The sequence below is a fragment of the Prevotella sp. P5-64 genome (assembly GCF_002251285.1).
Taxonomy (GTDB): Bacteria; Bacteroidota; Bacteroidia; order Bacteroidales; family Bacteroidaceae; genus Prevotella.
This window is the reverse complement of the sequence record NZ_NPJK01000029.1, coordinates 1-21,993: the sequence shown is the minus strand read 5'-3', so window position 1 is coordinate 21,993 and position 21,993 is coordinate 1. Positions and strand designations below refer to the sequence as shown.

The 21,993-nt window shown below is 54.2% G+C and carries 20 protein-coding genes and 2 pseudogenes; 9 read left to right on the top strand and 13 right to left on the bottom strand.

Annotated features, from left to right (window positions below; all coding sequences use genetic code 11):
- Window positions 1-17 precede the first annotated feature (17 nt).
- Genes CIK87_RS04560 through lysS form a run of 3 tightly spaced genes read right to left on the bottom strand, consistent with a single transcriptional unit; the run spans window position 18 to window position 4,144 of the window.
- Window positions 18-1,376, bottom strand: coding sequence for a glucose-6-phosphate isomerase (locus CIK87_RS04560; RefSeq protein ID WP_022310825.1), 1,359 nt, complete (start codon window positions 1,374-1,376; stop codon window positions 18-20).
- A 6-nt stretch (window positions 1,377-1,382) separates the two neighbouring features.
- On the bottom strand, window positions 1,383-2,378 hold the full coding sequence (locus CIK87_RS04555; protein ID WP_022310826.1) for an NAD(P)H-dependent glycerol-3-phosphate dehydrogenase: 996 nt from the start codon (window positions 2,376-2,378) through the stop codon (window positions 1,383-1,385).
- Window positions 2,379-2,410: 32 nt separating this feature from the next.
- Window positions 2,411-4,144: a lysine--tRNA ligase gene (lysS, locus tag CIK87_RS04550; RefSeq protein WP_022310827.1), complete on the bottom strand. Its 1,734-nt coding sequence runs from the start codon at window positions 4,142-4,144 to the stop codon at window positions 2,411-2,413.
- A gap of 362 nt (window positions 4,145-4,506) precedes the next feature.
- Between lysS and CIK87_RS04545 the strand changes: the two genes are divergently transcribed.
- The 8 genes from CIK87_RS04545 (at window position 4,507) to CIK87_RS04505 (ending at window position 9,340) form a co-directional block, all read left to right on the top strand.
- Window positions 4,507-4,875: a hypothetical protein gene (locus CIK87_RS04545; RefSeq protein WP_144007758.1), complete on the top strand. Its 369-nt coding sequence runs from the start codon at window positions 4,507-4,509 to the stop codon at window positions 4,873-4,875.
- A 32-nt stretch (window positions 4,876-4,907) separates the two neighbouring features.
- On the top strand, window positions 4,908-5,447 hold the full coding sequence (locus CIK87_RS04540; RefSeq protein WP_094385880.1) for an RNA polymerase sigma factor: 540 nt from the start codon (window positions 4,908-4,910) through the stop codon (window positions 5,445-5,447).
- Window positions 5,448-5,451: 4 nt separating this feature from the next.
- Window positions 5,452-5,784 (top strand): hypothetical protein, encoded by a 333-nt coding sequence (locus CIK87_RS04535; protein WP_094385878.1) that lies wholly within the window; start codon window positions 5,452-5,454, stop codon window positions 5,782-5,784.
- 13 nt (window positions 5,785-5,797) lie between these two features.
- Complete coding sequence (locus CIK87_RS04530; protein ID WP_094385876.1) at window positions 5,798-6,277, top strand: hypothetical protein; 480 nt, start codon at window positions 5,798-5,800, stop codon at window positions 6,275-6,277.
- 486 nt (window positions 6,278-6,763) lie between these two features.
- Complete coding sequence (locus CIK87_RS04520) at window positions 6,764-7,705, top strand: SPFH domain-containing protein (RefSeq protein WP_094385872.1); 942 nt, start codon at window positions 6,764-6,766, stop codon at window positions 7,703-7,705.
- A 9-nt stretch (window positions 7,706-7,714) separates the two neighbouring features.
- Window positions 7,715-7,936: a DNA-binding protein gene (locus CIK87_RS04515; RefSeq protein WP_094385870.1), complete on the top strand. Its 222-nt coding sequence runs from the start codon at window positions 7,715-7,717 to the stop codon at window positions 7,934-7,936.
- On the top strand, window positions 7,914-8,462 hold the full coding sequence (locus tag CIK87_RS04510) for a hypothetical protein (protein WP_094385868.1): 549 nt from the start codon (window positions 7,914-7,916) through the stop codon (window positions 8,460-8,462). The genes CIK87_RS04515 and CIK87_RS04510 overlap by 23 nt, the downstream gene beginning before the upstream one ends.
- A gap of 11 nt (window positions 8,463-8,473) precedes the next feature.
- Window positions 8,474-9,340: an aldose 1-epimerase family protein gene (locus tag CIK87_RS04505; protein WP_094385867.1), complete on the top strand. Its 867-nt coding sequence runs from the start codon at window positions 8,474-8,476 to the stop codon at window positions 9,338-9,340.
- Window positions 9,341-9,431: 91 nt separating this feature from the next.
- Here CIK87_RS04505 and CIK87_RS04500 read toward each other — a convergent pair whose 3' ends face one another.
- Window positions 9,432-11,294, bottom strand: coding sequence for a bifunctional serine/threonine-protein kinase/formylglycine-generating enzyme family protein (locus tag CIK87_RS04500; protein WP_094385865.1), 1,863 nt, complete (start codon window positions 11,292-11,294; stop codon window positions 9,432-9,434).
- A gap of 157 nt (window positions 11,295-11,451) precedes the next feature.
- On the opposite strand from CIK87_RS04500, the pseudogene CIK87_RS04495 reads away from it, so the two are divergent.
- Window positions 11,452-11,934, top strand: a pseudogene (locus CIK87_RS04495) (3'-5' exonuclease); the annotation flags it as partial.
- Between the two features lie 340 nt (window positions 11,935-12,274).
- Here CIK87_RS04495 and rsgA read toward each other — a convergent pair.
- The 9 genes and pseudogenes from rsgA to CIK87_RS13930 form a co-directional block, all read right to left on the bottom strand.
- A complete protein-coding gene (rsgA, locus tag CIK87_RS04490; protein WP_094385861.1) occupies window positions 12,275-13,207 on the bottom strand; it encodes a ribosome small subunit-dependent GTPase A in 933 nt (310 codons plus the stop codon).
- Complete coding sequence (frr, locus tag CIK87_RS04485) at window positions 13,207-13,767, bottom strand: ribosome recycling factor (protein WP_022310837.1); 561 nt, start codon at window positions 13,765-13,767, stop codon at window positions 13,207-13,209. Before frr ends, rsgA begins: the two co-directional genes overlap by 1 nt.
- Before the next feature lie 158 nt (window positions 13,768-13,925).
- Window positions 13,926-15,590 carry an AMP-binding protein gene (locus tag CIK87_RS04480; protein ID WP_094385859.1) on the bottom strand — a complete coding sequence of 555 codons (1,665 nt, stop codon included), beginning with the start codon at window positions 15,588-15,590 and terminating at the stop codon, window positions 13,926-13,928.
- A gap of 19 nt (window positions 15,591-15,609) precedes the next feature.
- Window positions 15,610-17,277, bottom strand: a complete 1,668-nt coding sequence (locus CIK87_RS04475) for an AMP-binding protein (RefSeq protein WP_094385857.1) — start codon at window positions 17,275-17,277, stop codon at window positions 15,610-15,612.
- A gap of 142 nt (window positions 17,278-17,419) precedes the next feature.
- Window positions 17,420-18,667 carry an ABC transporter permease gene (locus CIK87_RS04470; protein ID WP_022310840.1) on the bottom strand — a complete coding sequence of 416 codons (1,248 nt, stop codon included), beginning with the start codon at window positions 18,665-18,667 and terminating at the stop codon, window positions 17,420-17,422.
- A 23-nt stretch (window positions 18,668-18,690) separates the two neighbouring features.
- Window positions 18,691-19,899, bottom strand: coding sequence for a pyridoxal phosphate-dependent aminotransferase (locus tag CIK87_RS04465; RefSeq protein ID WP_094385855.1), 1,209 nt, complete (start codon window positions 19,897-19,899; stop codon window positions 18,691-18,693).
- Between the two features lie 111 nt (window positions 19,900-20,010).
- Complete coding sequence (locus CIK87_RS04460; protein ID WP_144008110.1) at window positions 20,011-20,628, bottom strand: hypothetical protein; 618 nt, start codon at window positions 20,626-20,628, stop codon at window positions 20,011-20,013.
- A 236-nt stretch (window positions 20,629-20,864) separates the two neighbouring features.
- Window positions 20,865-21,353 carry a hypothetical protein gene (locus CIK87_RS04455; RefSeq protein ID WP_144008109.1) on the bottom strand — a complete coding sequence of 163 codons (489 nt, stop codon included), beginning with the start codon at window positions 21,351-21,353 and terminating at the stop codon, window positions 20,865-20,867.
- A gap of 356 nt (window positions 21,354-21,709) precedes the next feature.
- Window positions 21,710-21,859: pseudogene (locus CIK87_RS13930) on the bottom strand (pyridoxal phosphate-dependent aminotransferase); the annotation flags it as partial.
- Between the last annotated feature and the right edge of the window lie 134 nt (window positions 21,860-21,993).

Sequence of the window (21,993 nt, the reverse complement as noted above, 5' to 3'; positions counted from 1 at the left end):
GCCCAGAGGCGTTGCGATTACTTCTCGTTCTGCAGACGCTCCTGGATAGCCTTGCTCTCAGCCTCATAGCCAGGCTTGTTGAGCAGGGCAAACATATTCTTCTTGTAAGCCTCAACACCGGGCTGGTTGAACGGATTGACACCAAGGATGTTGCCGCTGATACCACAACCTATCTCAAAGAAGTAGATAAGCTGACCGATGTAATACTCGTTGAGCACGGGCACGCTGATGCGGATATTGGGTACGCCGCCATCCACGTGGGCGAGACGTGTACCGAGTTCAGCCATCTTGTTGACCTCATCCACACGCTTTCCGGCGAGGAAGTTGAGACCGTCGAGGTTCTCATCGTCATGAGGGAAGTCGAGTTCGCGGTTGGGAGTCTCTACCGAGATGACCGTCTCGTAGATAGAGCGCTCGCCATCCTGAATCCACTGGCCCATAGAGTGCAGGTCGGTGGTGAAGTCGCAAGATGCGGGGAAGATACCCTTGCCATCCTTGCCTTCGCTCTCACCGTAGAGCTGCTTCCACCACTCAGCGATGAAGTGGAGCTTGGGCTGGTAGTTGACCATAATCTCAATCTTCTTGCCACCCTCATTGTAGAGAGCGTTGCGCACGGCAGCATACTGTGCAGCGATATTCTCGCCGAAAGGCACATTCACGCCAGTAGCCTTCTCCATATCAGTAGCACCAGCCACGAGAGCCTTGATGTCGAAACCAGCACAGGCTATAGGCAGCAGACCCACGGGAGTGAGCACAGAGAAGCGGCCACCCACGTTGTCGGGAATGATGAAGCTCTTGTAGCCTTCCTTGTCGGCACAGGTGCGTGCGGCACCGCGCTTGGCATCGGTAACAGCCACTATCACCTCACGAGCCACGTCCTTGCCCATCTGGGCCTCACACTGCTTCTTGAGCAGACGGAAAGTGAGGGCGGTCTCGGTGGTGGTACCCGACTTGGAGATATTGATGACGCCGAAGCGCTTGCCCTTCAGATAGTCGGTGAGCTCAGCCAGATAGTCCTCGCTGATGTTGTTGCCGGCAAAGAGAATCTGCGGGTTCTTCTTGTCCTGAATGAGCCAGGCAAACGAGTTGCTAAGGGCTTCGATGACAGCGCGCGCGCCGAGGTAGCTGCCGCCGATACCGGCTACCACTACTACCTCACACTTCTCTCTGAGGGTGTTGGCAACAGCCTGGACTTCATCGAGGAAATCAGGAGTAATACTTGATGGCAAGTGAAGCCATCCTAAGAAGTCGTTGCCGGGGCAAGTATTGTTCTCCAATGCCTCGAGAGCGGCTTTAGCTTTGGGTTCATACGCCTCTACCGCGCCCTCACCAAGGAAGGAAGCGGCTTTGGTAAAGTCTAAAGAAATACTTTTCATTTTAGTCTATCTAAAACTGTCTGTTAATAATTTGATTTCAATCTGGGGATTGATGCGTTCGTAGAGAATGTTGTACACCGCGTCGAGGATAGGCATATTGACATGCATGTGGCGGTTGATTTCCTTCATGCACTTCGTACCGAAGTATCCCTCGGCTATCATCTCCATCTCTATCTGTGCGCTCTTCACGCTGTAGCCCTTGCCAATCATCGAACCGAAGGTGCGGTTGCGCGAGAAGTTGGAGTAGCCCGTGACCAGCAGGTCACCCAGGTAGACGCTGTCATAGACATTGCGCTCTATGGGATTGACGGCGGTCATGAACCGGTTCATCTCCTGCACGGCGTTGGATATGAGTACCGCCTGGAAGTTGTCGCCATACTTCAGGCCCGAGCAGATGCCCGCGGCGATGGCATAGACGTTTTTCAGCACCGACGAATACTCTATGCCAAGCACATCCGACGCCACCTTGGTCTTGATAAACTCCGACGAGAGTACCTCGGTAAAGGCCTGGGCCTTTTCCTGGTCGGCACATCCCACAGTGAGATAAGAGAGGCGTTGCAGCGCCACTTCTTCGGCGTGCGACGGACCGCCGATGACGGCAAGATTGTCGTAAGGCACGTCGTAGACCCTATGGAAGTATTCAGAGCACACCAGGTTCTCATCGGGCACGATACCCTTGATGGCGGTAATGATAAACTTGTCCTTGATACGGGTCTTGAGTTTCTTCAGATGACTCTTGAGATAGGGCGAGGGAGTGACAAACACGAGCGTGTCGTAAGCCTCAACTATCTTGTTGATGTCTGAAGAGAAGAAGATTTCGTCCACATCGAAGTGCACACTTGTGAGATAGGCGGGGTTGTGACCCAGTCTTCTGAAGTCTTCGATGCGGTCGTCGCGGCGCATGTACCACCCCAGGTGGTGGGTGTGGTCTATCACTATCTTGGCGATAGCTGTAGCCCACGAGCCTCCACCGATGATGGCTGTTTTTCCTACGCTAAACATAAATCTTGTTTTGGGGTTATTTTATGCTGTTCTCAGGCCTGTGCGCTGTCTATCCACTGCTGGATAGCATCGACACCGGGCTTTTCAAACTCGAGCTTGTACTTCTTGTGTATCTCGCCCAACTTCTGCTGCAGTCCCTGAGCCTTCTGGTCCTTGATGTCGCTGATGAGGTTGAAGCCTGCCTTGCGCAGCACATACACCTCGTCCTCAGGCACACCAATGGCAGCCCACTCCTTGATGCTGCTCTGAGGTATCTTGGCCTCGGGCTTCATCTGGGGGAAGAGCATAACTTCCTGGATGTACTCCTTGCCGGTCATGAGCATCACCAGACGGTCGATGCCGATACCGATACCACTTGTGGGGGGCATGCCGTACTGCAGCGCACGCAGGAAGTCCTGGTCGATGACCATTGCCTCGTCGTCGCCCTTGTCGGCCAGTCTCATCTGCTCCTTGAAGCGCTCTTCCTGGTCGATGGGGTCATTGAGCTCAGAGTAGGCATTGGCCAGCTCCTTACCGTTGACCATCAGCTCGAAGCGCTCGGTCAGTCCGGGTTTGCTGCGGTGCATCTTGGTGAGCGGGCTCATCTCTACGGGATAGTCGATGATGAAGGTAGGCTGGATGTAGGTACCCTCGCAGTACTCGCCGAAGATTTCGTCGATGAGCTTGCCCTTGCCGAAGCTCGCGTCGATGCCTTCCATCTTGAGTTCGTCTACAGCTATGTGGCGTATCTCGTCCTCGCTCTTGCCGTAGAGGTCATATCCGGTCTTCTCCTTGATGGCATCGAGGATGGGCAGACGACGGAAGGGAGCCTTGAAGCTGATAGTCTTGTCGCCCATCTGCACTTCGGGCTTGCCGTTGACAGCCACACAGATGGTCTCGAGCAGCTGCTCGGTGAAGGACATCATCCAGTTATAGTCCTTGTACTGCACATAGAGCTCCATGCAGGTAAACTCAGGGTTGTGGAAGCGATCCATACCCTCGTTGCGGAAGTTCTTGCCTATCTCGTAGACGCCTTCAAATCCGCCCACGATGAGTCGCTTCAGATAGAGCTCGGTGGCGATACGCATGTACATATCTATATTGAGCGCATTGAAGTGGGTGATAAACGGACGGGCGCTGGCACCGCCGGCAATGCTCTGCAGCGTGGGGGTCTCTACCTCAGTATAGCCAGCCTCGTCGAAGAAGCGGCGCATGGTGCGCAGCACGGTGGCACGCTTGAGGAAGGTATCCTTCACACCGTCGTTGACCACGAGGTCTACATAGCGCTGACGATAGCGCAGCTCGGGGTCCTCAAACTTGTCGTAAGCCACACCGTCCTTATACTTCACGATAGGCAGAGGCTTGAGGCTCTTGCTCAGCAGCGTCAGCTCTTTGGCGTGAACGCTGATTTCGCCGGTCTGGGTACGGAAGACGAAACCCTTGATACCGATGAAGTCACCAATATCCATCAGTTTCTTGAACACCTTGTTGTACAAGTCTTTGTCGTCGCCAGGGCACACGTCATCACGGGTGATATACACCTGGATACGACCCTTGGAGTCTTGCAGCTCGGCAAAACTGGCCTTACCCATCACGCGGCGGCCCATCAGACGGCCGGCGATAACTACCTCGCGCTCTTCGCCATCTACAAAGTTGTCGCGGATATCGGTCGAATAAGCATTTACGGGAAATTCGTCTGCGGGATAGGGATTGATACCCATCTGTCGCAACTCTTCAAGACACTGGCGGCGTACAATCTCTTGTTCGCTAAGTTCTAATACGTTCATATATATTGTTTTTATTTACTTTCCATTCATACTGGCATGCGCCTTTGCCCCGCCCGCCTCTGCAGTAACGGGACATACGCACATTATCATCTGCAAAAGTACTCAAAAAAAACGAAATTGCATTGGTTTTTACCTTTTAATTACATCGCGAGCGCATATATTTATATAATGTGCAGGCATTCGTATTGCCTGTACGTATCGTTGTACTCTGCAGTCAGGACATGGAAAACGGAAAAAACAGTAAAAAAGAGAAAAATGAATAAAATGACGGTTACCCATTTTACTTTTCCCACTTCTCGGGGTTATATATATGAACGGCGTTCATACAACGGACCCAATTTCAACCTCAAACGACAACGAATATGAGACATTACAAAACAACCATCGTATCGATGACAGCACTAATGGCCATGCTGCTATGCTTGCCGGCTTCGGGCCATCGCCGCCCAGGCTGCCATCATCGCCTGTGGACTCCGAGACCCATGGTCGTAGTACGCACGGTGCCGACAACGGCCACCCGTGTGAGCAACCACCTCACCCAGAACCAGCGTCTGCACATGGCCCTGGCCTATCTGCAGAACAACAGATACCTCACCATCAAGCACTACGCCCGTATGACGGGACTCAGCAAGCAGATGGCCGAAGCCGAGCTCGACTCCTTCTGCTCCAGAGCCAACGGCATGCTGAAATGCCAGACCGCAGGTAGCAAAAAGGTATATAGCAAGATATAATCACCCAAACCTCACAACGAGAGAAGACGACCATGTCCATCGACGACACTTACATAGTAAAGCAGCTGAAGGCAGACACTGCCAAGGGGTTCGCCCTGCTGGTAAAGCGCTACACCGAGCCTATCTACTGGCACATACGCCGCATGGTGGTGAGCCACGACGATGCCCAGGACGCCATGCAGGAGACCTTCATACGCATCTACCGCTCAGTGGGAAACTACGATGAAATCCGCTCGCTGTCGGCGTGGATATACAAGATTGCCACCCACGAGGCGCTGCGCATCATCGGCCAACGGAAGCAGGATGAGGTTTCGGCCGACGACAGGATGGCGCTGCTCGACGAGCGCGCAGCCGACAGCTATATCGACTACAGCGACGCCGAAGCCGTCAGACTGCAACGTGCCATCCTCGCGTTGCCCGACAAGCAGCAGCTGGCCTTCAACCTGCGCTACTACGATAACATGAGTTTTGCCGAGATTGCCGACGTGACAGACTCCACGCCCGCCTCGGCCAAGACCAACTATCACATCGCCAAGGAGAAAATCATCAGATATATGAACAATCATGACTAAAGATATGGAACATCAATTCGATTTCGACAACATTGGCAAACGCATGCCTTACAGCGTGCCCGAAGGTTTCTTCGACGACATGGAACGCCAGATACTTGCCCGCAACCTATCACAATCGCGCCCCAGGCGCCACCGCTCAATGACCCTGCGCCGCTCGATAGCCGGTCTGCTGGCAGCTGCAGCCGTGACGGGCATAGTAGTGATGATAGGCGGCAGATGGTCTACCCTATCCACGACAGACTATGCCCATGTGGAGCAGGCGTTCGACAATCTGAGCAACGACGACCAGACCTACATCCTCTCGGTGTATCAGGAAGACATATTTATCAACGAATAAAAAACATAACAAGATGAAGACCATTATGAAGTTATGGCTCGTAGCAGCCTTGATGCTGATGGGCACAACCACTATCAGCGCACAGAACAACCAGCGCCAGCGTCTGACGCGCGAAGAACTGGCCGACAAGCAGGCACGGCACATCGCCCAGACCATGGCTTTCGACGAAGCCACCACCAAGCAGTTTGTCGAGACCTATACTGCCTGCCAGAAAGAAATCTGGGCTTTGGGCACTCGCATGAAGGGCGCTCGCAAACAGGCCAACGCACAGCAGCAGACCGAAGCCGAGGCCAAACAGGACATCGCCCGGCAGTTTGAGCGTAGCGAAAAGCTGCTGCAGATTCGCCAGAAGTATTATGCCGAATACAGCAAGTTTCTCACCCAAAACCAGATCAAGCGTGTCTACGTTCTCGAACGACGGATGATGAAGCGTCTGGCCAACCATCGCCCGGCGCGCAAGCCCGGGCAGAGACAGGCATTACAGATGCGATGACCGCGAGACCACAGCCCGACATACCGGGCGCAGATGTCTGCCCATAGGATTATATTTATATACGTGTGTATCGACCGAGATTGTCCCGAATTTACGGGCGGTCTCGGTTTCTTTATTTATATTCCTGGCAGTCATGGCTTTCAGAACCGTGCCAACCACCTTTGGCGGCTCGTATCGTATGTTACGTGGACACGTATCGTAAGGCACGAGCCCACGTAACAAATGATACGAGCCTTCGTGCCTTACGTTACGAGCCGCCAGATGAGGTTACGGCGGATGCGATGACGACCATAATGACGCCAAGCCACCCTCCCACGCTTCCCTCTGGGCCTTGCGATGCAGCAGTGACGACCACCGTCATCGGGAGGGCAGTAGGCACGGTCGGAAAAATAATTGAAAAAAAGTTGGAAAAATGCTTGGAAGTTATCACGCAAGTCGCTATCTTTGCAATATCAAATTAATATCACTTTCTAAACAGCTATAATTATGAAGAATCAAGAGTTTGACTTCAAGGGATTTACCCTGAATGGTTTCGTGATGTTGTTTGCCATTGTGGCTGCACTGGTAATTTCCGGCCTGCTGCTCGGCTTCGGCATCGAGTATGAGAATGCGTTCAAGATTGTCACTGGCTGCGTACTGCTGCTGGCTGCCATCGTCGCCATGTGCGGCTTCATCATGATAGAGCCCAACGAGGCCCGCGTGATGCTGTTCTTCGGCAAGTACCACGGCACCTTCAAGAAGGTGGGATACTCGTGGGTGAACCCCTTCTACAGTGTAAAGAAGCTGTCGCTGCGCGCCCGCAACATCGACGCCGAACCCATCAAGGTCAATGACAAGCAGGGCAACCCCGTGATGATTGGCATGGTGCTGGTGTGGAAACTCAAAGACACCTACAAGGCCATGTTTGAAATCGACGCCCAGACCATGGCGAGCAACGCTGCCTCGGTAGGTGTCAACGTAAACAGCATGATGCGCGCCTTCGAGAATTTTGTCAAGATACAGGGCGACGCCGCCCTCCGACAGATGGCCGGACAGTATGCCTATGACAATACCGACAACAAGGACGAACTGACACTGCGCAGCGGTGGCGACGAAATCAACGAGGTGCTCAAGAGCGAGCTGGAAGAGCGGCTCACCATGGCTGGCATCGAGGTGGTAGAGGCCCGCATCAACTATCTGGCCTATGCACCCGAAATCGCTGCCGTGATGCTGCGCCGCCAGCAGGCCGACGCCATCATCGCCGCCCGCGAGAAGATAGTGGAAGGTGCGGTGAGCATGGTCAAGATGGCGCTCGACAAACTGGCAGAAGGCGGCGTGATAGAGCTCGACGACGACAAGAAGGCTGCCATGATTAGCAACCTGATGGTAGTGCTCTGCGGCGACGATACGGCGCAGCCAGTAGTCAACACAGGCACGCTCAACATGTAATAGGCAGACATGGCAAAAGAGAAAACCAAACCCTTTGTACTGCGACTCGACAGCGCCACGATGGCGGCTGTCGAGAAGTGGGCTGCCGACGAGTTTCGCAGCACCAACGGACAACTGCAATGGATTGTCAACGAGGCGCTGCGCAAGGCCAGGAGGCTGCCCAAGCACAAGAACGGGGGCAACGGTGAACTATCGAATACTACCAACGATGAAAAGAACGACAACATCTGACGGCCCGTTCTTCACGGTCAACCGCACCCTGACAGGCACTCTCTCAGAGGCTGCCACCATCGTCATGCTGGTTGTGGCATGGGGTCTCATCCTGACGGCACTGGTCTGCCCCGCTTCGCTCAGCACCGGCCCCGAGACATGGCTCGACACCAGCCTCTCCTTCCGCGACAGGGCTGGCGCCGTAACCTTCGGCGGCATAGACACCTATCTGGCGCTTTATGCCCTGTGGGCAGCCTATCACCCGCTCTCACGCATAGAGATGCCCATGACCATCACGGCGGCAGAGCAGCTGCGGGTGATGGTCACCTACACCCGCGCGATGGGCGTATGCCTGGCGGCAGCAATGGTGAGCGGCGTGCTGGCAGCCTTCTACATCCCCTGCAGACCAGCCGCCGAGACGGCTATCATCATCTGTCTGGCTGCCATGGCCACCAATGCGGCAGCAGCCGTAGTCTGCGTGTACAGACGGCGCGACCGCAGCAAGACCACCCGACTGAGAATACTCAACTTCAGACCCAAGATATAAACCATACATATATGCAGACACTAAGCAACGACATTCTCTCTGTCACCATCGCCGAGCGTGGTGCAGAGATGCAGAGCATACGCGACGCGCAGGGACACGAGTATCTGTGGCAGGCCGACCCTAAATACTGGGCCAAGCACTCGCCCACCCTCTTCCCCATCGTCTGTGGACTCTGGAACGACACCTATCATCTCGACGGCAAGGAGTATCACATGCTGCGCCATGGATTTGCCAGCAAGAGCGACTTCACTCTCGTAGCCAAAACCGACCACCGCGTCACCTTTGCCCTCACCGAGAGCGAAGAGACACTCAAGGTCTATCCCTTCCACTTCAATCTGAGCGTGACCTACCGGCTCGACGGCAACACCATCCACGTGATCTGGCACGTGGAGAACACCGACCGCCGCGAACTGCTGTTCTCTATCGGTGGCCATCCCGCATTCAACGTGCCCGGAATGAAAGACGGTGACCCGCTGGACGGCTATCTGCGCTTCGACAACCCCGATGCCGAGCGTCTCTATGGCAACACCCACGGCTGCATCACCCCTGGTCATCATCCGCTGGAGATGGATGGCAACGTGTGGCACTTCACCTGCGCCGACTTCGACGACGACGCTCTCATCTTCGACGAGTCGCAGTTGCACGAGGTGGCTCTGCTCGACCGCGAGCGCCGTCCGGTGGTGACCGTAGGCTTCCGCTCGCCGGCAGTAGGCATCTGGAGCCCCACCGCCAAGAACGCGCCCTTCGTGTGCATAGAGCCCTGGTACGGCATACACGACTGGGCTGAGTTTACGGGCGACCTGAGCGAGAAATACCTCATCAACCGCCTGCAGCCCGGTGCCAGCTTCATGAGCGAATACACCATCCGCATCGGATAACACAACCACACAAACAGCAAAAGCCGCAATAGCCATCCCTGCACAAGCAGGAGCTATTGCGGCTTTCTATTGTCTGCCGGTAGAAGCAATGTCAGAGCGAAAGGGCCAAACGGAGGCCTACGTTGGAAGCCCTCTTGTCGGGCGCTATACCAAAGCGGGCTGAGATACGACAGTTGATAGGCTCATCGCCAAAGCTGCCGCCACGCATCACACGCTCGCTGCCTGCAGCCGGTCCAACAGGACACACCTGCTCCTCGGCAGAGTAGTCGCCCATATAGTCGCTGCACAGTTCATTGACGCTGCCACTCATGTCATACAGCCCCAACTCGTTGGGCTTTCGGCTTGCCCAGGCTGGCCAAGAGCCATGGTAGAAACTGCCCACCTCGCCGAGATTGTTGCTGCCGCTGTAACGGTAACCTTTGGCATACTTGCCGCCACGAGCGGCATACTCCCACTCGGCCTCGGTGGGCAGTCGGAACTGCTTGCCGGTAATCGCATTGAGCTTCTGGATGAACTCCTGACAATCATTCCAGCTGACACTCTCAACAGGACAATACGCGGACTTGGTAGAAGACGGATTGGTGCCCATTACTGCCTGCCAGAGTTCCTGCGTCACTTCAAAGACGCCTATGGCAAAACTTTCAACATATACCTTATGCACGGGCTTCTCTTCTGCCAGACTAAAGCCGACCGTATCCATCTCTGCCGTGGCGCCCATGTCGAAAGAGCCTCCCTCTATATAGCGCATAGTAAAATTCACGTCACCGACAAAGAACATCTCCGAGTCTTTGGTAATCTTCTTGGCTACAAAGGCAGGCTTGTCCTGAGTCTCGGTCGCCGTCTCTCCGGATGGCCATGCCTGGGAAATGGCTACAACGATGCCACCCACAACGAGGACTGCCGCCAAGACAGCGGCTGCCACCATCATCGTCTTCCGGCTGACCACGGGGCGTGCGGGAGACTTGGGCTGGGGAGCGGGAATTTTCTTCTTGAGAGTGGTATCGCCGTCGCCCGAACCCGACGCCTCATGCGAGGTATCGGTACGGGGCTTGGGGTTGGCTGCCTGCCCGGCCACGCCATCAAACTCGGCCAGGAACTCGGCAACGGTCTTGGGGCGGTCGCGCCGGCGACCCTCCATGGCATGGGTGATGGCGGTGATGACCTGAGGGGTGACTCCACGAGACTTCAGCGGCTCGAGGGGAAGACCGTCCTCATTGACAGACGAAGCACTGGGCGGCGTCTGTCCGGTGAGCAGTTTATAGTATGTAGCTCCGAGGGCATAGACATCGGTCTCGGGCGAGAACTCGCCCACTCCGCCCTGCATATACTGCTCCAGCGGAGCATAGCCCTCACTGATACCCACTGGGGTGCTGCTGGTCTGGTGGCCCGTGGCAGAGTCGTACTGCTTGGCGAGACCGAAGTCGATGAGCACGACCTCGTCTTTATCGGTGAGCATGATGTTGGCTGGCTTGACGTCGAGATGGGTCATGCGCTGGGTATGAATATAGGTCAGGGCGTCGGCCACCTGACGGATATAGCGCGTGGCCTCGGACTCAGAGAGGGCTCCCTGGCGCCCAACCCTATCGGACAGCGAACCACCGGCGACATACTCCATCACATAGTAGGCTGTGCCGTTTTCCTCAAACACATCGATGATGCGCACGATGTGTGGGTGGTTGAGCCGGGCTATGCTGCGGGCTTCCTTGAGAAACTTCTGGCGATAGCGGTCTACCGTCTCGCGGTTGCCCTCGGTGCCAAGGGTCACGCCACGACTGTCACTGGCGCGACAACAGGCTTCGCGCATGAAGAACTCCTTGATAGCCACCGTACGTTCCAGCCCGCCCTGAATGGCGAGGTAAGTAATGCCGAAGCCACCCTGACCCAGCACTTTCTCTATGCGGTATTTGCCACCCTGAAGATTGTCGCCAGGGTGCAGCGTGAATGTCATATCCATATAGGTAAACTGTTTATTGCCTTGCAAATGTAATAATAATTGACGAAAACGGCTTGCAATCTGCCTGTTTTTTATCTTCTTCGCGAAAAAAACTATCCCGACGGAGGCAAATGATAGAATGATGTGCTATATTTGCATGACAAAAACCATGTAAGCAATGAAAGACTTTGCAGCAATAGATTTTGAGACAGCCAACTCGGAGCCCACAAGCGTATGCTCGGTGGGCGTGGTCATCGTGCGCGACGGCGTGGTGGCAGACACCTTCTACTCGCTCATCAAGCCTGTGCCTGAGTACTACGACTTCTGGTGCAGCCAGGTGCACGGGCTCACGGAGAGCGACACGCGCAGGGCTCCCGTTTTCCCTGAGGTCTGGGCAGAGATAGCGCCACGCTTGGAGGGGCTCACGCTGGTGGCGCACAACAAGGCGTTTGACGAGAACTGTCTGAAGGCGGTCTTCCGCTGCTATGGGATGAACTATCCCGACTACCCCTTCTGCTGCACGCTCGTCAAGTCGCGACGCGTATGGCCCACAGGGCGTCACAACCTCGATGTCATAGCCGAGAGGTGTGGCTACAACCTGTCGCGCCATCACCATGCACTGGCCGACGCCGAAGCCTGTGCTGCCATCGCCATCAAGCTCTTCGGCGACGGCGACGACCCTTACTATATGGAAGCGGCAGATATAGTCTATGCCCGTATGCGCCAACTGGACAGCCCCATCAAGGCTGCCGACCTGGCCCAGCTCATGGGCGAAGAGCGCAAGACGATAGATGCCGCGCTGCGACGGCTGAAGGCCGAGGGAAGAGTGGCGTCGCCCAAGCGTGGATATTATCAGGCTGAATGAAGGGTGCTGGACGCGCAGGACGCACATCATCAGAACGGGGAGAAAAACACTGTCCGCAATGCCAAAGGTATCGGCACTGCGGACAGTATGGAATGGCTGTCGTGACAGACAGCGGTCTTATCAGATAAATGTGAACTCAATAGCCCGAGCGATACTTGCCCTCGTCCTTGTCTTCAAGCATGGAGAGATAGGACTGGTAGCGCGACGCGGCTATATAGTGATTTTCTACCGCATCAAGCACAGCACAACCGGGTTCGTGGGTGTGGGTGCAGTTGGAGAACCTGCAATCCTTGGAGAAGCGGAAGATTTCCTTGAAGTAGCTGGATATTTCTTCGGGCTCCATATCGAAGGTGCCAAAGCCGCGTATGCCGGGCGTGTCGATGATATATCCGCCATCGGCCAGCTGCAACATCTCGCTGAAGGTGGTGGTGTGCATGCCGGCGTCGTGGGCATCGGAAATCTCGGCGGTACGCAACTGAGCGCCAGGCACGAGAGTATTGATAAGCGTGGATTTGCCTACACCGCTGTTGCCGCTGAGCACGGTCACCTTGCCCTGAAGCAGGTCGACGAGCGGAGCCACTCCTTCGCCTGTGGCAGCCGAAATCTGGCGGCACTCATATCCCACCGTCTCATAGAGGCTCACCATCATCGCCTGATAGTGCAACTCTTCGGGAGAGAGCAGGTCGGTCTTGTTGAAGACCAGTACCACCGGCACACTGTAAGCCTCAGCTGAGGCAAGAAAGCGGTCGATGAAGGTGGTGGAGGTCTGCGGATGGCTCACGGTGACGATAAGGAACGCCTGGTCGACATTGGCGGCAATGATGTGGCTCTGCTTGGAGAGGTTCTGCGACTTGCGCACGATGTAGTTGCGTCGGTCTTCGATGGCGGTGATGAATGCCGTTCCCTCCTGATTGAGCGCTATCTCGACCCTGTCGCCCACAGCCACAGGATTGGTGCTGCGTATGCCCTTGAGACGGAAATTGCCCTTAATCTTGCTTTCGACCGTCTCGCCATTGTCGGTGCGCACGGTGTACCAGCTGCCGGTGTTCTTGATGACGAGTCCCTTCACTATACGGTCATTATCTCTTTCTGCTTGGCATCGAGCAGTTCGTCTATCTTCTTGATATACTTGTCGTGAACCTTCTGCAAATCGTTCTCAGCGTCCTTCTCAAGGTCTTCAGACAGACCGTCCTTGATGGCCTTCTTGAGTTTGTCCTTGATTTCTCCACGCACGTTGCGCACCTCTACCTTGGCGCGTTCACCTATCTTGTTGCACTGCTTTACCAACTCTTGACGGCGCTCGCCTGTGGGCTGTGGAAGATTGAGGCGAACCACCTCGCCATTGTTCTCGGGAGTGATGCCTACATCGCTGTCCATGATACCCTTCTCGATATCCTTGATGGCCTTCTTGTCCCAGGGACGGATGGCTATGGTACGGGCGTCGGGCACGGTGACGGTAGCTACCTGGTTGAGGGGAACCATAGAGCCATAAGAGTTAACTCTCACTCCATCGAGGAGAGCCACATTGGCTCTGCCGGCACGGATGCGTACCAACTGCTCTTCGAGATACATCGCTGCCATCTCCATACGCTCTTCGGCGTCGCTTAAAGTCTGCTTTACGTCTATCATAATCTTAGTGTTTTTGTTCTTTACGACAAATTTAGGTATTTCCGCCTAATTACGCAATATTTTTACCAACAAATTTGCTGACAGGCAACAAAAAAGGGCCACACCCCTACTCGTCTGCAAGTAGGAGGTGTGGCCCTTCGGTCTCTTTCTATATATTGCTACTCGGTGTAGAGATAACGCTTGATACTCTTCTTGGGAGTCTTCTCAAACTCCTCTTCCTGGATGCGGACAGCCGAAAGACGGGCGTAGGCGGGCATCACTGCATTGAAGTCCTGGCGGTTCTGCTCCATGATGCTCTCGATGTCTGATGGCTTGAGACCCATAACCTTGGCCTCATCATAGTCGGGATGGAGAAGGCCAATCAGCTTGTCGCCCTTCTGGATGACTACGCTCTCGGCGACAAGTGGCATCGAAGAGAGCTTGTCTTCGAGCTCCTCGGGATAGATGTTCTGTCCGTTGGAACCGAGCAGCATGTTCTTGGAGCGACCCTTGATGAACACGTTGCCCTCGGCATCCATCGTACCGAGGTCGCCGGTGTGGAACCAGCCGTCCTCGTCGATAGCGGCGCGGGTGGCATCCTCGTTCTTGTAGTAGCCCAGAAGCACATTAGGGCCCTTGGTCAGTATCTCGCCAGGCACATTCTCAGGGTCGGGGCTCACAATGCGCACCTCCTGGTGGAGGGCTGCACGACCACAACTGCCCTTGGCGAAAGACGCATAGTCGGAGTAGCAGATGATGGGTCCGCACTCGGTAGCGCCATAGCCCACCGTGTAGCGGAAGCCGATACGGTTGAGGAAGTTCTCTACCTCCTGGTTGAAGGCGGCTCCGCCGATGATAATCTCATAGAAGTTGCCTCCAAAGGCAGCGGTAACCTGCTCGCAAATCTTCTCGTTGACCTTCTTGTTAATGACGGGCATATTGAGCAGCAGTCGCATCTTGTTGGTCTGCAGCTTGGGGAACACCTTCTTGCGGATAATCTTCTCGATGATGAGCGGCACGGCAATAATGATGCGTGGACGCACGTCGGCAAAGGCCTGGGCGATGATGGCGGGGCTGGGAATACGGGTGAGATAATAGACATGGCAGCCAGAGAGGAACTCGAAGAGGAACTCAAAGGCCATACCATACATATGGGCCATGGGCAGGATGCTTATCACCTTGTCGCCCACTGCAATGTGCTTGCCGATTACCGTACGGGCAAAGTCGGCATTGCTCCAAAGCGAACGGTAAGGCAGCATCACTCCCTTGGAGAAGCCTGTAGTGCCACTGGTGTAGTTGATAAGCGCCAGTTCTTCAGGACTCTGCTCCTTGTAATAAGACACATGTTCCTTGCGGAAGTACTTGGGATACTTGTGACCGAACATCTCGTTGAGATGCTCACGTGCATAGGTCAACTTGTCGGTACGCGAGAGCACCAGCGAATAGTCGGGGAGATAGACAATGCCCTCAAGAGCGGGCATCTTGGTGCCATCTATCTGGGTGGCGACGACATCGCCCACGAAGAGCAGCTTGGCATCGCTGTGATTGACAATGTTGTATATCTGGTCTGGGGTAAACTCGTGCAGGATGGGTACGGCTACAGCACCATAGGTGAGCGTGGCCAGGAAGGCACAGGCCCAGGCCGAACTGTTGCGGCCACAGAGGGCTATCTTGTCACCCTTCTGCACACCGCTATTCTCAAATAGGATGTGCAGTTTCTCTATCTTGCGCGCCACGTCATGATACTGCAGCGTTATTCCCTTGTAATCGGTCAGTGCATCACTGTCCCAATGGTCGATGATGCTCTTCTCAATGAGAGCATTGAAGCTTGGAATTTCCATCATAATGCTTCTTATTAATTGGTTATATAGATTGTTGGTATTTATATCTCTTGATACTCTTCTTGGGTGTCTTCTCAAACTCGGTAGCATGGAGCTGTATGGCAGCAATCTTGCAGAAATGGGGCAGCTTGCTGTTGAGCTCGATGCGGTTCTGCTCCATGACGCCGCGCAGGTCGGCATCGTCGAAGCCCATGCTCTTGACCTCCTCGACATCGGGGTGGACCAAAGCCACGAGCTGGTCGCCACGCTGCACCACAAGGCTCTCGCCGACGAGGGCCATAGAGTTGAGCTTGTCTTCTATCTCTTCGGGATAGACATTCTGGCCGTTGGCTCCGAGCAGCATGTTCTTGATGCGGCCGCGGATGAAGACATGGCCGTCGGCACTCTTGGTGGCGAGGTCGCCGGTATGGAACCATCCGTCGGCGTCGATGACAGCGCGGGTGGCTTCCTCGTTCTTATAATAGCCGAGCATCACGTTCAAGCCGCGGGTAATGATTTCTCCGGGCACATGCTCGGGGTCTTCGCTGGCGATGCGCACCTCCATGTGGGTGGCAGGGGTGCCGCAAGAGCCGGGCACGAAGTCGTCCCAGTTGCTCATGGTAATCATCGGGGCGGTCTCGGTGGTGCCATAGCCCACAGTGATGGGGAACCCGATGCTGACAAAAAACTCTTCGACCTCACGGCTAAGACTGGCGCCACCAACCATAACCTGGTAGAGGTTGCCGCCGAACACCTCGCGCACACGCTCGCAGATACGCTCCTTGACCTTGTCGCGCAGGAGGGGCATATTCATGAGCAGGCGCACCATGCTGGTCTGGAATTCGGGGAAGATCTTCTTGCGCACAATCTTCTCGACCACAAGGGGAACCGAGCAGATGAGGCGCGGACGTATCTCGGCCAAAGCCTCGGCCACGAGCGTGGGAGTGGGCATGCGGGTAAGGAAGAAGATATGGCTGCCCAAACAGAACTGGAAGAGCACATCGTCCATGAGTCCATACATATGGGCCATGGGCAGGATGCACACGCAGTTGCTGCCACGGGGGATATGCTTGCCCATCATACCATTGAGAAAGTCGAAGTTGCTCCACAGCGCACGATAAGGCAGCACCACGCCCTTGGAGAAGCCGGTGGTACCGCTGGTATAGTTGATGAGCGCCACGTCTTCGGCATCGCCGTGGTGATAGGCCACATGCTCGCGACGGAAGAACTTGGGGAACTTGCTGCCAAACATCTCGTTGAGATGCTCACGTGCATAGGTGAGCTGCTCGGAACGCGAGAGCGTGAGCGAGAAGTCGGGCAGATAGAACACGCCTTCCAATGCGGGCATCTGCGAAGCGTCTATCTGCGTAGCCACCACGTCGCCCACAAAGAGCAGTCTGGCTTCGCTATGATTGACGATGTTGTAAATCTGGTCGGGAGTAAATTCATTCTGTATAGGAACGGCTACAGCGCCATAGGCAAGTGTAGCCAAAAACGCCACAGCCCAATTGGAACTGTTGCGACCACACAGGGCTATTTTGTCGCCCTTCTCTATACCGCTATTGGCAAAGAGAATGTGCAGTTTTTCGATTTTGCGGGCTACATCGTGGTACTGTAAAGTGGTTCCTTTATAGTCTGTGAGGGCGTCTCTATCCCAGTTCTCCACGACAGCCTTTTCAATATATTCAATAAAGCTCGGTGTCAAATCCATTGCACATAAGAGTAATTTATGTGCAAAGATACTATCTTATTTGCACACTGCAAAACATATTGTGCAGTATTTTACACAAATCACGATAATTTGTACTTTTCTCTACCTTATTACGGGTGGATTGGTGGCTATTTCGGGCACGCTACTCGTAACGCATGCTCTTGGCGGGATGGATGTGGGAGACAAAGTAGCTGGGGGCGATGAGCACGAAGACGCTCACCACGAGGGTTACCACATTGAGGGCGATGATGATGGGAACATTGATTTCGACGGGAGCCGTCTCGACATAATAGGTCGTGGGGTCGAGCTTGACCACGCCGGTATAGCGCTGCAGCAGAAGCAGCCCCAGGGCGATGGCGTCGCCCAACAGCAGTCCGCGACCGATGATGAACACGGCAAACCAAAGGAACATGTGGCGGATGGTCTTGTTGCGCGCACCGAGGGCTTTGAGCACGCCTATCATGGTGGTGCGCTCCAATATTATAATAAGGAGGCCCGACACCATGGTGACTCCTGCCACCGCCAGCATCAGCGCGAGGATAATCCAGACATTGAGGTCGAGCAGATTGAGCCACTGGAAAATCTGCGGATTAATCTCCTGGATGGTCTTGGAGGAATAGGTAGCTCCATAGCTGTCCATGGAGCGGTTGATGCGGTCGATGAAGAGCGACTCGGTATCATCGATGCGACTGAAATCGGCGACGGTGACCTCGGCACCCGATGCCTGGTCGGACTCCCAGCCGTTGAGCTTCACGGCGGTATAAAGGTCTATGAAGCAGGTGGTGCGGTCGTATTGGGTAAGATTGGTCTGATAGATGCCCTGGATGGTAAACCGGCGGGCGCGCACCCCTTGCTGGTCGATGAAATAGGCAAAAATCTTGTCGCCACACTTGACCTGAAGCATATCGGCCATCTTGCGCGAGACGAGGATATGGTTGCTGCTCTTCTGGTCGGAGAAGCGGGGGATGGTGCCTTCCACGAGGTTCTTGTGGAGGAAGGTGGTATCGTAGTCGGGACCTACGCCCTTGAACATGACGCCCAGGAAGTCCTTGTCGGTCTTGAGTATGCCCTGCTTCATGGCATAGCGCTGCACGTGGGCCACTCCGGGGATGTCGCGGATGACGCGCACCATGGAGTCGTTCATCTGGATGGGATACTGTTCCTGGTTCTGCAGCGTCATGAAGTCGGCCACCTGGATGTGGGAGCCGAATCCGATGACCTTGTCCTGGATGGTATGCTTGAAGCCGAAGACTACACTCACGGAGATAATCATGACCGCCAGACCAATGGCCACACCGGCTATGGCTATACGCACGGCAGGCTTGGAGACCTTCTGTCTGTCGCCGGTATAGCTGTATATCTTGCGGGCTATGTAGAGTGGGAAATTCATGGGCGTAAGTGTGGCGCGTGGGGTTATTCGTCGCTGTCGTCGCGACCGGGATAGAGTTCAAGGGCCTTGCGCAGCACCACGAGGGCACGCTCCAGGTCGTCCTTTTTCAGCACGTAGGCGATACGCACCTGGTTGCGGCCGGCACCGGGGGTGGTATAGAAGCCTTGGGCAGGAGCCATCATCACGGTCTCACCCTCGTAGCTGAACTCTTCGAGGCACCAGCGGCAGAACTTCTCGCTGTCGTCGACAGGGAGCTTGGCCACAGTGTAGAAGGCACCCATAGGGATGGGCGAATAGACGCCGGGGATGCGGTTGAGGCCGTCGATGAGACACTTGCGGCGCTCCACATACTCGTCGTAGACATCGCGGTAATACTCCTCGGGAGCATCGAGCGACGCCTCGGCCACAATCTGTCCGATAAGGGGTGGAGAGAGGCGGGCCTGACAGAACTTCATCACCGCGCGACGCACCTCGGCGTTCTTGGTGACCAGGGCTCCGATGCGTATTCCGCACTCGCTGTAGCGCTTGGACACTGAGTCGATGAGGATAGTGTTCTGCTCGATGCCCTCGAGGTGCATGGCGCTGATGTAGGGCGAACCGGTGTAGATGTACTCACGATAGACCTCGTCGGAGAAGAGGTAGAGGTCGTACTTCTTGACCAGGTCGCGTATCTGGTGCATCTCGCGGCGGGTATAGAGATAACCTGTGGGGTTGTTGGGATTGCAGATGAGTATGGCGCGGGTGCGCTCGTTGATGAGTTCCTCGAACCGCTCGACACGGGGCAGTGCAAATCCTTCCTCTATGGTGGTGGCGATGGTGCGGATGGTGGCACCTGCCGACACAGCAAAGGCCATATAGTTGGCATAGGCGGGCTCGGGGATGATAATCTCGTCGCCGGGATTGAGGGTACTCATAAAGGCAAAGAGCACGGCCTCAGAACCGCCGGAGGTAATGATGATATCGTCGGCAGTAACCTCGATGTCATACTTGTGATAATACTCTGTAAGTTTCTGTCGATAGCTGAGATAACCCTGCGAAGGAGAATACTCGAGCACCTGACGGTGAACATTCTTGAGGGCATCAAGTCCACACTGAGGGGTGGGCAGGTCGGGCTGACCGATATTGAGGTGATAAACTTTGGTGCCACGGGCCTTGGCTGCAGCTGCCAACGGTGCCAACTTACGGATTGGCGATTCGGGCATTTCAAGTCCGCGAATAGAAATTTCTGGCATAACTCTAATTGCTAATACGGATGCAAAGTTACTTATTTTTTTGTAATAGCCTTACATCCTGTCACAAAAAACTTACAGACGCAGCCATTATCCACCACCAAACGGCCACACTCATCTTCTTCTCCAAGGGGCAGCCACCTGCCCATCGTAGTTCTTAGCATAGGTACTATCGTTGCTATCCGCGGGCTTTATGGTTAACTGTGTGTCATACCATCCGTTGTATATCTTGATGGCATGCACCAGTTGCCCTGCTTCGGTGTAAGTGTCCTGCCGCCCCGTGAAGTGGCGATAAAGGAAGGCGGTGCGGTTGGCTTTATGAAATTCTCTGGTGGGTTCTTGCTCCACAAACCACAGCCGTGGCCGAGCACTGTCTCGGGTTATCAAGGAGAGGGCAAAGAGCCGACGGGGAGCGAAATAGAGGCTATCGGCTGTGGCCATAGAGTCGCGCAAAGTGCGCACGATGGGTATAAGCAACCATGTCGTGTCTTTCGTCTGCCGATACATAGCCTGCCGAACTTTCATATCCTTGCTCGAAAAATTGCGCTCGGTGAGAAAATCCATCTGCTGCTCGTGAGCTTGCACATAAGCCATCACCCGAGCAAGTATCTGGGCTGAGGGCATAGTCTGCAAGTCCGATTGTCCAATCGCCCCTTCACGCTCATAGCAACTGCTAACCAGCAGAGACGTGGTGGCAAGCAACAGGTACATCCAAAGAATTATACGTCGCATAGTATTTTTTATCATATATGGTTTATTGGACTCTAAGATGCGTATATAACTACCATCCTCTCCTTCGGTCTATTGTAGATACCCAAATTTCTTCTATTACATAATTGCATAGCAACTTTGCGCGAGTGTCAACGGTGACATTGTATGGCAGCGGCGAGAAAAAGTTTGTATAGACAGACTGTATAAGGAGGCTTAAACTTTACCAGCACATTGACAGCCTGTACCAGACAACTGTCTTATCGACTGCGCCTGCGATCAACGACAAACACCCATATATCGTCTATAACAAAATTAGCCAAATATTTGGCCCGACCATCAACAGTCATATTTTCTGGGAGTTTATAAAACAGCCTATCTGCATTGACCTTAAATGGCGGCTTAAAATACATTCTGATATGAGCAGCTGGTGTCCTAACCGTATCGGGCGACACACCACTAAGATCCATACACGCCACATACGCACCACACACATAGCGCACACCATGGGGATCCACGAAAGGAGATGTATCTTTAATATTAAGAAGTTTTGGTGTGATATCGCGCCTTATTATCTGCCTGAACTCATCGAAGGTGCGCCCCACGAAATAATCTGCCTGCTTGTCAAAATTGAGTTTCAGATACTCTATCGTGTCTCCCACCTCCTTTAAGGGGTAATAATGAAAACTCTGCGCCCTCGCTATAATTGCGGCAAAGGAAACAACAGTTAACAGAATAATTCTTTTCATAATCATGGACAATATTTTATAGTTATATATTGATATGATACATAGTATGCCGAACCTTCATGTCCTTGCTTAAAAAATTGCGCCCGGTGAGAAAATCTATCTGCTGCTCGTGAGCTTGCACATAAGCCTTCACCCGAGCGAGTATCTGGTCTGAGGGCATAGTCTGCAAGTCTGCATGACTCCGCATCCCTTCACTTTCATGGCAACTGGTAGCCAACAGGACGATGGCTAACTCAAATACGCTTTTCAGAGATATTAATGCCTTCATACAGTGGTATTATGCTTGGTGGCCATAAAGTTACAAATATTTTTTACCAATGCAATATTTTTTCAACTTTTTTTGCGATGGCACATCTAAGTCCACGCTGAGGGGTGGGCAGGTCGGGCTGGCCGATATTGAGGTGATAAACTTTGGTGCCACGGGCCTTGGCAGCAGCAGCCAACTGTGCCAATTTACCGATTGGCGATTCGGGCATTTCAAGTCTGCGAATAGAAAAAGAGGGCATAATACTAATAACCTGAGTTCGGGATAAGCGACAGTCGTTTTTCTTGCTATGCCAGATTTCCGACAGGTGCATATTACATTTGCCCTCCAAACAATATGGATGGCAAAATGCAGAATTGTAAAGTCCAAATGAAG

What these genes read in the sequence shown, in the direction of transcription:
- lysS (WP_022310827.1), bottom strand. Translation starts at nt 4,144, where the DNA reads ATGAACGTATTAGAACTTAGCGAACAAGAGATTGTACGCCGCCAGTGT.
- frr (WP_022310837.1), bottom strand. Translation starts at nt 13,767, where the DNA reads ATGATAGACGTAAAGCAGACTTTAAGCGACGCCGAAGAGCGTATGGAG.
- CIK87_RS04500 (WP_094385865.1), bottom strand. Translation starts at nt 11,294, where the DNA reads ATGGATATGACATTCACGCTGCACCCTGGCGACAATCTTCAGGGTGGC.
- CIK87_RS04465 (WP_094385855.1), bottom strand. Translation starts at nt 19,899, where the DNA reads ATGCCAGAAATTTCTATTCGCGGACTTGAAATGCCCGAATCGCCAATC.
- CIK87_RS04560 (WP_022310825.1), bottom strand. Translation starts at nt 1,376, where the DNA reads ATGAAAAGTATTTCTTTAGACTTTACCAAAGCCGCTTCCTTCCTTGGT.
- CIK87_RS04470 (WP_022310840.1), bottom strand. Translation starts at nt 18,667, where the DNA reads ATGAATTTCCCACTCTACATAGCCCGCAAGATATACAGCTATACCGGC.
- CIK87_RS04530 (WP_094385876.1), top strand. Translation starts at nt 5,798, where the DNA reads ATGAAGACCATTATGAAGTTATGGCTCGTAGCAGCCTTGATGCTGATG.
- CIK87_RS04535 (WP_094385878.1), top strand. Translation starts at nt 5,452, where the DNA reads ATGGAACATCAATTCGATTTCGACAACATTGGCAAACGCATGCCTTAC.
- CIK87_RS04455 (WP_144008109.1), bottom strand. Translation starts at nt 21,353, where the DNA reads ATGAAAAGAATTATTCTGTTAACTGTTGTTTCCTTTGCCGCAATTATA.
- CIK87_RS04475 (WP_094385857.1), bottom strand. Translation starts at nt 17,277, where the DNA reads ATGGATTTGACACCGAGCTTTATTGAATATATTGAAAAGGCTGTCGTG.
- CIK87_RS04555 (WP_022310826.1), bottom strand. Translation starts at nt 2,378, where the DNA reads ATGTTTAGCGTAGGAAAAACAGCCATCATCGGTGGAGGCTCGTGGGCT.
- CIK87_RS04515 (WP_094385870.1), top strand. Translation starts at nt 7,715, where the DNA reads ATGGCAAAAGAGAAAACCAAACCCTTTGTACTGCGACTCGACAGCGCC.
- CIK87_RS04480 (WP_094385859.1), bottom strand. Translation starts at nt 15,590, where the DNA reads ATGATGGAAATTCCAAGCTTCAATGCTCTCATTGAGAAGAGCATCATC.
- CIK87_RS04460 (WP_144008110.1), bottom strand. Translation starts at nt 20,628, where the DNA reads ATGCGACGTATAATTCTTTGGATGTACCTGTTGCTTGCCACCACGTCT.
- CIK87_RS04510 (WP_094385868.1), top strand. Translation starts at nt 7,914, where the DNA reads ATGAAAAGAACGACAACATCTGACGGCCCGTTCTTCACGGTCAACCGC.
- CIK87_RS04540 (WP_094385880.1), top strand. Translation starts at nt 4,908, where the DNA reads ATGTCCATCGACGACACTTACATAGTAAAGCAGCTGAAGGCAGACACT.
- CIK87_RS04545 (WP_144007758.1), top strand. Translation starts at nt 4,507, where the DNA reads ATGAGACATTACAAAACAACCATCGTATCGATGACAGCACTAATGGCC.
- CIK87_RS04520 (WP_094385872.1), top strand. Translation starts at nt 6,764, where the DNA reads ATGAAGAATCAAGAGTTTGACTTCAAGGGATTTACCCTGAATGGTTTC.
- CIK87_RS04505 (WP_094385867.1), top strand. Translation starts at nt 8,474, where the DNA reads ATGCAGACACTAAGCAACGACATTCTCTCTGTCACCATCGCCGAGCGT.